Annotated in this window: 10 protein-coding genes and 1 tRNA gene; 1 reads left to right on the plus strand and 10 read right to left on the minus strand. The window is 72.6% G+C overall.

What is annotated here, in order from left to right; all coding sequences use genetic code 11:
- Positions 1–13: 13 nt before the first annotated feature.
- The 4 genes from DEJ43_RS12240 to DEJ43_RS12255 all read right to left on the minus strand — a co-directional run bounded on the left by DEJ43_RS12240 (position 14) and on the right by DEJ43_RS12255 (position 5,972).
- Positions 14–1,483 (minus strand): Cys-Gln thioester bond-forming surface protein, encoded by a 1,470-nt coding sequence (locus tag DEJ43_RS12240; RefSeq protein WP_015033673.1) that lies wholly within the window; start codon positions 1,481–1,483, stop codon positions 14–16.
- Between the two features lie 224 nt (positions 1,484–1,707).
- Complete coding sequence (locus DEJ43_RS12245) at positions 1,708–2,262, minus strand: single-stranded DNA-binding protein (protein ID WP_015033674.1); 555 nt, start codon at positions 2,260–2,262, stop codon at positions 1,708–1,710.
- A gap of 223 nt (positions 2,263–2,485) precedes the next feature.
- Complete coding sequence (locus tag DEJ43_RS12250; protein WP_015033675.1) at positions 2,486–4,342, minus strand: GTPase; 1,857 nt, start codon at positions 4,340–4,342, stop codon at positions 2,486–2,488.
- Positions 4,343–4,346: 4 nt separating this feature from the next.
- Entirely contained in the window at positions 4,347–5,972 is a 1,626-nt protein-coding gene (locus tag DEJ43_RS12255; protein ID WP_041662405.1) for a dynamin family protein, read from the minus strand.
- 302 nt (positions 5,973–6,274) lie between these two features.
- Here DEJ43_RS12255 and DEJ43_RS12260 point away from each other — a divergent pair.
- Positions 6,275–6,347, plus strand: a tRNA-Arg gene (locus DEJ43_RS12260).
- A 168-nt stretch (positions 6,348–6,515) separates the two neighbouring features.
- On the opposite strand, the gene DEJ43_RS12265 is transcribed toward DEJ43_RS12260, so the two are convergent.
- From DEJ43_RS12265 to DEJ43_RS12290, 6 genes are all read right to left on the minus strand, one after another.
- A complete protein-coding gene (locus tag DEJ43_RS12265; protein WP_015033677.1) occupies positions 6,516–7,916 on the minus strand; it encodes a tyrosine-type recombinase/integrase in 1,401 nt (466 codons plus the stop codon).
- Positions 7,916–8,113: a helix-turn-helix transcriptional regulator gene (locus DEJ43_RS12270; RefSeq protein WP_015033678.1), complete on the minus strand. Its 198-nt coding sequence runs from the start codon at positions 8,111–8,113 to the stop codon at positions 7,916–7,918. The genes DEJ43_RS12265 and DEJ43_RS12270 overlap by 1 nt, the downstream gene beginning before the upstream one ends.
- A gap of 185 nt (positions 8,114–8,298) precedes the next feature.
- A complete protein-coding gene (locus DEJ43_RS12275) occupies positions 8,299–9,492 on the minus strand; it encodes a DUF3631 domain-containing protein (protein ID WP_015033679.1) in 1,194 nt (397 codons plus the stop codon).
- Positions 9,493–9,673: 181 nt separating this feature from the next.
- The gene (locus DEJ43_RS12280) at positions 9,674–10,639 is read right to left on the minus strand and encodes a bifunctional DNA primase/polymerase (RefSeq protein ID WP_015033680.1); all 966 of its coding nucleotides are present in this window, start codon (positions 10,637–10,639) and stop codon (positions 9,674–9,676) included.
- Between the two features lie 86 nt (positions 10,640–10,725).
- The gene (locus tag DEJ43_RS12285) at positions 10,726–11,130 is read right to left on the minus strand and encodes a RapZ C-terminal domain-containing protein (protein WP_015033681.1); all 405 of its coding nucleotides are present in this window, start codon (positions 11,128–11,130) and stop codon (positions 10,726–10,728) included.
- Between the two features lie 11 nt (positions 11,131–11,141).
- Complete coding sequence (locus tag DEJ43_RS12290) at positions 11,142–11,645, minus strand: hypothetical protein (RefSeq protein ID WP_015033682.1); 504 nt, start codon at positions 11,643–11,645, stop codon at positions 11,142–11,144.
- Positions 11,646–11,720: the final 75 nt, after the last annotated feature.

Here is an 11,720-nt window from a genome sequence, read left to right on the forward strand (position 1 = left end):
CGGGGGCCTGGGCTCAGTGGCCGGCGGTCTTCTTCTTGCGGAGGAAGAACACCGCGCCGCCGCCGATCACGACGAGCGCGGCGGCGATGCCGGCGATCATCGGGGTGGCGTTGGAGCTGCCGGTCTCGGCGAGGTCGCCGCCACCGGTCGTGGTGGAGCCGCCGGTGGTGGAGCCGGTCGTGCCGCCCGTGGTGTCACCGGTCGTGGCACCGGGGGTCGACGGCGAGGGCTCCGTCGAGGGCTCCGTGGTGGGGGTCTCGGACGGCTTCGGGCCGGGGGTGGCCGTCTTGCAGTCCAGGACGCCCTCGAAGGTCTGCTCGAAGCCGTTCGGGCCGGTGATGGTGAACTTGTACGCCTCGTCCTCGGCGAGCGGGACCGGGATGGTCTTCGTCTCGCCCGGGGCGACGGTGTGCGAGGTGCCCTTCAGGTCGAAGGTCCAGGGCTCGTCACCCTTGTTGGACGCGATGACCTCGAGGCCGCCCTTGGCGCAGTCCTTGGCGACCGTGACGGCCGGGACGGCACCCTTCTTCGCCCACGTGGCGGTGGACAGGGCGGTGACGGTGGAGTCGCTGGAGCCGGCCAGGATCATGGTCTGGCTCTTGCCCTTGATGCTGACGAAGGCGCGGCCGAGCGGGACCTTCGTGGAGACCTCGGCCTTGACCTGGGCCGTGCCGTCGGCGGTGCCGGCCGGGACGTCGACGAAGATCTCGTCACCGTCGCCGGCCTTGGTGACCGCCTTGCCGTCCTTGTCGACGACACCGATGCCGGCCGGGGCGCCCGGAACCACGGACAGGGCGGCCTTGGCGCCGGGGTTGGTGCCGACCTTGATCGGGCCGAGGCGGTCTCCCGCCTTGCCCGAGACGGCGGCCGGGGAGAGGCTGAGGGAGGCCTTGGGCTCCTCCACCTTCGTGGCGCTGTTGAAGAGGTACTCGGTCACCTTGGCGGCCTGCTTGTTGACCGGCGTGGCGTCGACCTTGTCCGAGTAGCGCCAGATCGCGGCCTGCGTGGCGGCGGCCGCGGTCTCCTTGCTCAGACCCTTGACGTGGGCCTTCTCCGCGAGCGCGGAGACCGAGACGTTCGGGAAGGAGTTCTCGAGGATCCAGAGGATCTTGCCCGCGTCAGGGTTGTTGTGGAGGGACGACTCTCCCCAGCCGACCTCCTTGTACTTCTTGCCCTCACGAGCGCCGGTCCGGAAGTCGATGCAGTAGGTCTGCAGTCGCCCCCCGTTCTCGACCTTCATCTCGAAGAGGCCGCCGTCCTCCTCGTAGACCCAGGGCTTCTCCTGGTTCGGGACCTTCTCGGTGATGGTCACCTTGGCGGCGATCTTCAGCTGGCCCAGCGTGGCGGTGGCTCCGCCGTTGCCCCCCGGTGCCTCTTCGGCCGAGGCCGGACCCGCGACGGCTATCGCACTGGCGGCGACGAGCCCCGAGACCAGGGTGGCTGCGGCGAGACGAGCAGCGCCTCGCCCACGAACTGAATACATTGCTTTCCCCTCCGGGCGAGTCGCTCCGCGAACACGTCGATTCGCGTGGGGGGAGCGCACGCCAGCAGATTCACAGACCCGATGGGCTCACGTGCCACATGAGTACCCGGGAATCCTAGGGATGCGGAACCCCCCGGTGCCCTGCCATACGGTCCGATAACCATTCCGACTCGGAATCGTTATCATGCAGGGCGAGTTGGTCGACAAATCCACACAACGCAAGGTCAGGACACGGTCACCAACCGAGTTGCCTCCCCCGCCACGGCGTCCGCCGCCGCGTCCGCCCACGGGTCCCGCTCCGGTGCGGGACCGAGCACCGGCGCCCGCTCCGACCCCGCCCCGCGCTCCTGCCCGTGCTCCGGTCCGAACGGCCCGCCGGGCGCCGCTCCATGGCCCGAAAGGGCCTCTGACCTGGGCTCCGTCCGTACCGACCGCCGGAAGGCGGCCGTACCCCGGCTCAGATCATGGCCCACGGCGAGCGCGGCCACGTCCACGAAGGTCTTGCGCTGCCCGTCCCGCTCGTCCTCACGGACCCTCAACCGTCCGTGCACCACGAGCGGTTCCCCGACGGACACCGAGGCCGCCAGGTTGGCGCCGAGCGAACGCCAGGCGGACACCGTGTAAAAGCTGGTCGGCCCGTCGGTCCACAGCTCCTTCTCACGGTCCCAGCGCCGCGCCGTCACCGCGAAACGGAACCTCGCCACCCCTCCCGTGGCCGTGTCCCGGTACTCCACCGCCGTCGCCACGTTGCCGACGAGCGTCACGGTCGTGTCGTTCATGCTCCGGTCCCCCACCCTGTGTTCACCCTGCTGTCTCTTCTCCGGTCGCTCACCATCGTGGGACCGCGGTGAAGATCCCGCCGGGGGCTGTGGACGGGGAGGGAAATGTGGACAACTCCCCCACCCGGGAGGGTGAACCGGAGGGGGAGTTGGGAGTGGGGAGACGGAGGCCAAAGAGACAGCCGGGGGGGCAACCTGCCCCGTACCGGAGGTGCGAGGCCGGCTACCTGCCCCGTACCCCCGTCCGCGTCGCCCCCAGCCGCCCCGCACCCCCGCGGCCGCCGCCGACAATCCGCGTCGACGGGCGGCTGCCCACCACCGTCGCGTACTGCTCGCGCACCTCGCGGTAGCGCACCAGTTCCGCCGCCACCGGGTCGAGGACCCGGGCCCGGCCGCAGGCCGCCGCCGCTTCCCGCAGGCGGCGTTCGGCCTCCTGCCCGTACCGCTTGGCAGGCCCCTTCACCGCCCCCTCGCAGGCCCATTCGACGAGCGGACCGCCGACGATCCCGCCGACCATCACGAGGACCGGTGGGAGCAGCCCCGGTTCCACGACGCCGACGATCTGGCCCACCAGCCACAGCGCGCCGAAGATCTGCAGGAGCGTCATCACCACCTGGGCGAGGACCGCCGCGGGCCACCAGGCGGGCCGTGGCGGCCGGGCCGCCGGGTCGCCGAGGGTGACCGTCAGCTCGTCGAGCGCCTCGGGCAGCCCCTCCGCCCCCCGCGCGGCGGCCTCGCGCACGGCCTGCGCCCAGGGGGTCGGCAGCCCGCGGGAGGCCTCGTCGGCGACGATCCGCACGGCCTGCTCGACGCGTTGGCGGGCCGTCAGTTCGTCCTCGACGGGGCTGTCGAGGTGCGGGTCGGTGGAGCCGTGCGCGCGCAGCCGCTCGTACCAGCGGTAGAGCCGTAGCCAGGGGGTTCCGCAGGCGCGGATGGCGCCCCGCCGCCAGACCCGTTCGGCGGCCTCGCCCGCGGCCTGGGCGCCGACGGCGACCGCGAGCCGGTCGGTGAAGGCGTCGCGGGCCCGTTCGTCGAGGCCGGCCCGTCCGTCGGCGAGGTAGGCGGGGCGCAGCCGGGCGGCGGCGGCGTCGACGTCGGCGGCGAGCCGGCGTTCGGGAGCGGTGCGTTCCTGGACGAATCCGGCGATCATGTCGCGGAGTTCGGGTACGCCGTCGCCGGTGAGCGCGGAGACGGCGAGGACGGTGGCGCCGGGTTCGCCGTGCTCGCCGAGTGCCACGCCGTCCTCGTCGAGGAGCCGGCGCAGGTCGTCGAGGACGAGGTCGGCGGCCTCCGTGCCGAGGCGGTCGATCTGGTTGAGGACGACGAAGGTGACCTCGGCGTGCCCGGCGAGGGGGCGCAGGTAGCGCTCGTGGAGGGCCGCGTCGGCGTACTTCTCGGGGTCGACGACCCAGATGACGCCGTCGACGAGCCCGAGGACCCGGTCGACCTGGTCGCGGTGGGCGGTGACCGCCGAGTCGTGGTCGGGGAGGTCGATGAGGACGAGCCCCTGGAGGCCGGTGTCGGCCGCGCCGCCTGCGAGGGGCTTGCGGCGCAGCCGCCCGGGCACGGCGAGCCGGTCGAGGAGTCCGGCGGCACCTTCGGACCAGCTGAGCGCGATGGGCGCGGAGGTGGTGGGGCGGCGCAGGCCGGTCTCGGAGACGGGGACGCCGGCCAGGGCGTTGAAGAGGGTGGACTTGCCGCTGCCGGTGGCGCCGGCGATCGCGATGACGGTGTGCCGGGAGGAGAGCCGCTGCCGTGCGGCGGCCTCGTCGAGGACGCGCCCGGCTTCGGCGAGGGCCTCGCTCTCGACCCGCGTACGGGAGAGCCCGACGAGTTCGTGGAGGGCGTCGAGGCGGCCGCGGAGGGGGCCGCTGTAGTGCCCGCCGAGGGGTGGCAGCGTGTCCTCCTCCTCCGCCTCTTCGCCCTTCGCCTCCCCGTCCTTCGGGCCGGGCTGCGCGCCGGTGGTGGCGGCTCGCTTGGCGGCCCGCCGCGCGATCAGCCCGTCGTCCCAGCGGGCTTCGCGCCCGTCCTCGCCGCCCCCGCCCCGGCCCCCGCCCGCTTCCACGTCCACATCCACCACGACGTCACTTCTCCTTCTGCAGTACGGAGAGCGCGGCGATCAGCTCCGCCTGCGGCTCGGGGGTCACGTCGAGGGCGTCGAGGGGCGCGAGGCGCCGGTCGCGCTCGGCGTGCAGGACACGGTCGACGTACGAGAGGACCAGTTCGCCGCCCTTGTCGCGCAGACGCAGGGCGGCCTGGGCGCCGAGGAGTTCGGCGAGGCGTTCGCCGGCGGCCCGGGTGCGCCGGCCGCCGAGGAGGGCGGCGGCGAGCAGGGCGGCGACGGTGTCGGCCTCGGGAGCGGCCGTGCGAGGGGCGGAGGGCCGCTCGACGGTACGTACCTCCTCCTCGGCCAGTTCTTCGAGGACGCGGCGCCAGCGCCGTACCTCCACGCCGATCCGCTCGGCCATGTCGCGGTCGCCGCCGGCCCGGGCGGGGCCTGCCCGGTCGGGGCCGAGGGCCTCGGCGGCTGGTTCGCGGCGCCAGGCGTCCCGGACGCGCTCCTCGGCGGCGGAGGCGGCGCAGTGGAGGAGCGCGGCGAGGGACTCGGCGAGGGCGTCGAGGAGTTCGTCGGCGGTGCTGTCGCGGGGGTAGGCGCGCCAGCGGGTGCGGGCGTCGCCGGCGAGGACGGCGCCGCGGCCGAGCTGCTCGCGGACCCGCTTGCCCTGCTCGCCGTACGCGGCCTCGACGACACCGCCGAGCCGGACGGCGGCGGCGTACTGCGCGGCGACGGCCGCGGCCAGCTCGGGGAGCCGGGTGTCGAGGGAGTCGATGACGCCGGTGGCGGTGCGGTCGGCGGCCTGCTGCCGGGCGGCGGGGTCCTCGGCCCGGTGGGCGAGCCAGCCGCGGAGGGCGGCGACGGCCGAGTCGGGGAGCAGTCCGCTGCCGCCGTCGGCGGACTCGGGGAGTTCGGGGATGGTGAAGCGGGGCACGTCCCCGAGGCCGGCCTTGTCGAGCAGGGCCTCGTACTGGCGGGAGACCTCGCCGATGACCTGGTGGGGGACGCGGTCGAGGACGGTGACGAGGGTGGCGTCGTACTCCTTGGCGGTACGGAGCAGATGCCAGGGCACGGCGTCGGCGTACCGCGAGGCGGTGGTGACCATCACCCAGATGTCGGCGGCGCAGATCAATTCGGCGGCGAGGAGCCGGTTCTCGACGACGAGGGAGTCGATGTCGGGCGCGTCGAGGAGGGCGAGGCCGCGGGGCATGGAGGCGGCGGTCTCCACGCGGAGCGCGTTCTCCTCGGGGGGCGGGGCGTCGTCGGCGTGTTCGTCGTCGGCCTGGGGCAGCCAGACACGGGTGAGCTGCGGGAGGACCCGCATCCCGGCGAACCAGTGGTGGTCCTCGGGGTGGCAGACGAGTACGGGGGTGCGGGTGGTGGGCCGGAGCACACCGGACTCGCTGACGCGCCGCCCGACAAGGGAGTTGACGAGCGTGGACTTGCCGGCTCCGGTGGAGCCGCCGACGACGGCGAGGAGCGGGGCGTCGGGATCTTTCAGCCGGGGCACCAGATAGTCGTCGAGCTGGGCGAGCAACTCGGCTCTGGTCTGCCGGGCGCGTGGCGTGTCCGGGAGGGGGAGGGGGAGACGCACGGCGGCGACACGGTCGCGCAGGGCGGAGAGTGCGTCGATCAGCTGAGGCCGTTCGTCCAAGGTCACCACATGCGAAGAATGCCCAATTTATGAGTGTTTTTGAAGCCTATTGCGGCCCTGCGCGCCGAAGAGAAGGGCGGTGGCCGGAACCTCAGGCATAACGAGTGCACAACACCCGCCCCGAGCGACGCGAAAAGCGCTGCGCGAATCGCACCTGCCTGCGATTATCGTTCCGCTTCACCGAACCTCCACATCGTGCCACGCAGGTGAAGCAACCGGGCCAAGGCGATCGGAGCCCTATCCTTGTCCCGGCAGGCCACACCCCACCCACAAGGGGCTCCTGGCCACACGGCCACCACCCGGCCCCCGTAGCTCAGTGGATAGAGCAGGTGCCTTCTAAGCACTTGGCCGCAGGTTCGAGTCCTGCCGGGGGCGCACAGCGAGGCCCCTCCTTCGGGAGGGGTCTTTTTGCTGCTCAGGGGCGGTTTCGAGTGGACGGTGGAGCGGCCGGACGCGCCCTGCGGGGGTGTCTGGGTGCGTCCGGCTGTGTCCGGCTGGTTCCGGGTTTCTGCGGGTGGCTGCGGAGAATACGCGGAGAAGTTTTCAGCCCCGGTCGGCGGCCGGGTCCGGCAGCTCCCCCGCCTGCTCGATGCGGTGCTTGAGGTCGTCAAGCTGCCCGTCGATGCACCGGGCGTAGGTGGCGAGCAGGACGGGGACGCTGTTGCCTGCCCACTCGGCGACGGTCGCGGCCGGGACGCCGGCGTTGAGCCAGTTCGTCAGGCAGGTGTGGCGAAGGTCGTAGACGCGGCGGCCGAGCGGGGTCCCGAATTCGTAGGGGGTTAGCACTTCCTTTCGGGCCCGCCGCCACGCGCGCCGGATCACCGACCCGGCGAGATCCCCGCCTTTCTCTCCCTTCATCAGGAGATCTCCAGGCTTCAGCCCCTCCTTCTCGATATGAGCCCGAAGAATCCGCGTGAGGGCGGGGCGGCAGGGCACCGTGCGCGTGTCGTCGGCGGCCCGCCCCTTGAGCCCCCGCTGTTCGCGCACCTCCCCCGTGGTCGTCCACTGCTTCCCGACCTCCGGGTGCGCGGTGTGGAGCAGCAACTCTCCCCACTGGTCGTCGGCCTCCGCGTCGGGCAGCCGCACGTCGCCGACATCGATCGCGACGACCTCTTCCGGGCGGGCGCCGGCGTAGTACATCACGGCGAAGAAGGTGTGCAGCCGCCGGCCGCCGCGAGGGCGGGCGTGGATCCAGCCGAGCAGCGCGGCGGCCTGCTCCTGGTTGAGCAGCGACCGCTTGTCGACTGTGGAGGAGGTCTTGGCCGCCGTTGTGGCGGATCCCTTCCCCTTCGGGAGCGGGTTCTCCTTGAGCACCTTCTTCTTGAGCGCGTACTCGAAGAGGACGTTCAGCACGCGCTTCGTCCGCCGGGCGGAGCTGGCGGCCACCGGCGTACCGTCCAGCTTCACCGCGGCTGCCCTGAGCGCCGTCTCCACGTGGCCCTCGTCCTCCCAGGCGGCCATGGAGAGCGAGTTGCGCTGCACCCAGCGCAGGATCACCGCGACCTCGGGCGGGGCCTCGCTCCGTCGCTTGGTGTTGAAGGCGTACTCGCGGAGCGCCCGGCGCACGTCGACCCCCTTGAAGGTCGTCGGCTGAGACCGGAGCAAGGCGATCGTGACGGGCGTGAGCGCCTTGGCCACGTTCCGTCGGTTGTTCGCGGACGTCCGCTCCCAGAGCTGGTCCACGAACTGGATCGCGAAGTCGTACCACTTCATGCCGGCCGCCCGGGACATGTGCGAGACGGGCAGACCGGAGGACAGGCTGAAGGCCTCCCCCTTGCTGGCTGCGGAGACGAGCCCCGCGCGGAAGGAGTCGGCGAGAGCGCTCTTGGCGAACGGCTTCCGCCACTCCTTCCCCTCCAGCTCCCAGCGGACCGTGTACGTGGTCTTCGTCTTGCCCTCGTACACGGAGGTCTTCCAGAACTTCACGTCGTACGTCGTGTCCATCAAGCAGCGTCCTCGTGCTCGTCCAGCCAGATCTCAAGGTCGATGCGGCGCACGCGGAGGTTGCCGTTCGGGAGCTTGATGCAGCGGGGAGCCCGCTGCTTCTGGCGCCAGTCGTAGAAGGTGGAGCGGGTGATACCGAGTTCGTCGCACAGTTCGGGGACGGTGAGCATCGCGCGGGTCTTGAGCGTGCTGGCCATGACCGGACTCCTCATCGCGGTGGAGCGGGGCCCCGGGCCCCTTCCTGTCAGGTCCGCTACCTCCGCTACCTCCGCTACCGCCCTGGTCAGGGGCATGATCGAGGTAGCGGATGGAGGTAGCGGTAGCGGATGGATCCGCTACCGGCCCCGGCTTTGGGAGCGCGGGGCCGGTAGCGGGGTAGCGCTCAGGTAGCGGACGCGAAGAGCCCTTCCGCTACCGTTTCCGGCTCGCTGACCTGCGGGGTAGCGGAGGTAGCGGAAGTAGCGGCCCTCAGGAGGGGTGGGGGGCAGTAGCGGTCCCACGCGTCCTGGAGATCGGCGGCGTAGTAGCCCTTGAGGACGGATCCGGCGGTCTTGATGTTGCGGGCCTTGACCGGGGTGTTGTCGCTGGTCATGTACTCCCCCAGCATCTTGGCCAGTCCCCGGGAGTCGAGCGGACGCCCGGCCATGTCGGCCCAGGGCGCTTCGTCGAGGGAGCAGAGCCGGTCGAGGACGGCGACGGTGGGCAGTCGGTCGATGCCCACCATGACGTGGTCGCGGAGGTCGGTGAGCAGGCGGATGCCGATCGAGCCCTTGTCGTCGGCGCGGGCGGCGTTGACCAGCTCGACGCACGCGGCGCGGGCTCGCTCGGGCCAGTCGCCCCCGGCGGCGTCCGCGACGGACAGCAGGGGCTCCCACACGTCGGCGGGCCGGTCGGTGACGCCCTCGGGCATCTCGGGCCACCGTCCGGCGATGTCCTCGCGGACCTGGTCGGCCCACTCGGCGAGCCGGTCGCGCAGGGCGTTGCCCTCGGCCTCGTGCAGGCGGGCGCGGAAGGGTTCGACGTGCTCGTTTCGGGCGCGGCGGCGCATGCGGATGATGACGGAGCGGGTGGTGATGGTGTCGGGCAGTCCGCCGAGTCCGGCGACGGCGACGGCGGTGTAGGAGGGGAACTCCACGACGGTCTGGTTGCCGCCGTCGCCGATGCAGCGGTAGGTGACGCCGGAGCGGCGGTGGCCGGCGTTGAGGAAGCCGCGGAGTTCCTCGTTGTCTCCGGCCTTGGGGCCGAAGACGGTGTCGATCTCGTCGAAGAGGATCGTGGGCCGTCCGGCCGGGTCGGAGACCGACCGGAACAGGGCGGCGGCCCGCGCGTTCACCGCCAGCATCGGCCGGGGCACGAGGGTCTCGACGACCTCCAGGGCGCGGGACTTGCCGGAGCCGGGCTCCGGGGAGAGGAACGCGAGCCGGGGCGTGGAGTCGAAGGCGTCGAGGAGGTGGGCGTGGGCGTCCCACAGGGCGACGGCGACGTAGACGGCCTCGCGGGGGAAGACGTTGAACCGGCGGTGGAAGGCCTCGACTTCGGCGAGCAGGGCGGCGCCGTCGATGGGCTGCTGGGTCATGCGGCTTCCCCTTGGGTCAGGAGCGGGTGGAGGCAGTGGGCAGGGCGCGGGTCAGAGCCAATGAGGACGCCTTCGGCGACGACCCTTCGGGCGCCCAACGCCGTCCGGAGCGAAGGCGGTTCGGCGGCCATGGGCGATCGCGGAGCCGGTTGGCTCTTAGGAGGCGGGGGGAGGTGGCGGTTCATGCCGCACCCCGGGTGCCGGCGGGGTTGTGGGCGATCGACCAATCGAGACCACGGGCGATGACGTCGTCGTAGTAGCGCTGGGACTGCGTGGCGTTGCCCGCCGCCGCCCTACTAAGAGCCTCCTGAACTTCCTGGCGGGTGAGGTCGCCGGACGCGACCAGCCGCCCCAGGGCCCGTGCAGCGGCGAGCAGGGTGGCGTTGCGGGTGCCGTCGGCGGCGCGCGCGACGTTGCCGACCTCGTTGCGCAGCGCGGCGGCGGCGTACCGGGAGGCCCGGACGGTCAGCGGCGCCGGGGGCACCGTGGCCGTCTGGGCGGGCTGGGGGCGGGCGGTGAGGGCGTCCAGGATCCATGGGGGCAGCGGCGCCGGGGGGCGGCTGTCGAGGACCTCGTACGCGCCGTCCGCCGTGGTGGAGCCGGGGGCGACGACGTATCCGCCCCAGCCCCGGGTGTCGATGTGCTTGCCGAGCCGTCCGGCGGTGTTGCCGAGCCGGTGCCCGGTGGGCTGGGTGAAGTACAGGTGCTGCCCTCCGCGCGCGGTCCGCACCCGGTGGGTGAGGGGGACGGCCTGTCCGGCGCGCTCGCAGAGCGCCTCAAAGGTGGTCACGCCGTCAGGCGTTCCTTCTTCGTCTGTCGGCTTGAGGGTGTCGAGGTCGACCACGAGCAGCCCGCTCGGGCCGGTGGCGATGCCGATGTTGTACGGGGCGTGCGTCCACGCGGCGGCGAGGAGGTCGACGTCGGTGGTGGCCCGCTGCTCGGGCGTCTTGTGGCCGGCCGTGCACCTGCCGGTGGCGGGGCAGCGGGCGGTGGAGTGACCGGCGGGCCGCTTGTCGTGGGGGCGGAGAGGGAAGACGTGCCAGCCGCGTTCGGCGGCGGCGACGGCATGGGCGAGGAGGCCCAAGCCCGGCAGGTCGATGGCGGGCGGGCCACTGTCCTCTCGCCCGAAGGGGGCGGGTTGGGTCATGCTGGAGACCTCCACAGGTCTGTTGATGGACTGGGAGATGAGGGCGGCCCCGGACTTTGGCGAGACGGGGGCCGCCCTTCCTGCTGCTACGCGGGGGTGCGGGTGGGGAGGATCGGGTGGTTGATGTGGCGGTGGTGGGTGTGGACGTAGTCGTCGAGGGCGGAGAGGTCGGCGGCGAGGAGTTCGGCGACGGCGACGGAGCGGTGGCGGCCGCCGTAGCAGTGGACGTGGACGTCGATGTGCTGCTCGCCCCTCGCGATGCGCTGCTCGACGGCGCGGCGGGCGGCGTCGAGGACGTCGTGGGCGCCGGGGGTGGCCAGGACGTAGGCGGCGACGTCGGGGTGCCGGCCGGTGAGCTGGGTGAGGGCGGCGCGGACGTTGGGGTCGTCGGGCGGGTTGTGCAGGGTGGTGGTGTCGACGACGACGGGGTCGTGGGCGGTGGGGTCGTCGTGGTGTCCGGTGCCGTAGGAGGTGATCCGGATGCTGGCCATCGGGTGGGCTCCTAGTGGTGGTTGATGGTGCCGTTGGCGCGGCCGAACAGGCCGGTCGCGGTGATGTTCTGCGTGATGTGCGTCGTCGACCTGCCCCCGCTGTCGGCGCCGGTGACGGCGCGGCGGGCGGTGCGCAGGAGGACGGGGACGGCGATGACGGCGGCGACGACGAGGGCGGCGGCGGACCAGAGGGCGTGGCTCATGGCGATGAGTCCCGGGGCGGCGTAGGAGAGTCCGATGCCGGCGGCGGCGATCCCGCCGCCGACCGTGGGCGCGAGCAGGGCGGTGGTCTTCGCCCACGCCGGGATCGGCTGCGCGGCTGTAACCGGAATCTGCGGCGTGGGGGTGGGCTGGGTGTAGGCGAGAGTGCGGACGCCGCCCGGGAGGGTGACCCAGTCGACGCCGGGCGGGATGTCGGCGGGCAGGATCACCGGCTGCCGGACGGTGGCCGGGCGGTAGTACAGGTCGCCGTAGCGGGTGGCGGGGGTGATCTCGTACGGGGTCTCGGAGTGCACAACGCGGTCCCTTCAACGACGGCGGCCGGGCCCCGCGTGCGGGGGTCCGGCCGGTGCCTTGCTTGTCGTGTCGCT

This window comes from Streptomyces venezuelae ATCC 10712, from assembly GCF_008639165.1.
Lineage (GTDB): Bacteria > Actinomycetota > Actinomycetes > Streptomycetales > Streptomycetaceae > Streptomyces > Streptomyces venezuelae.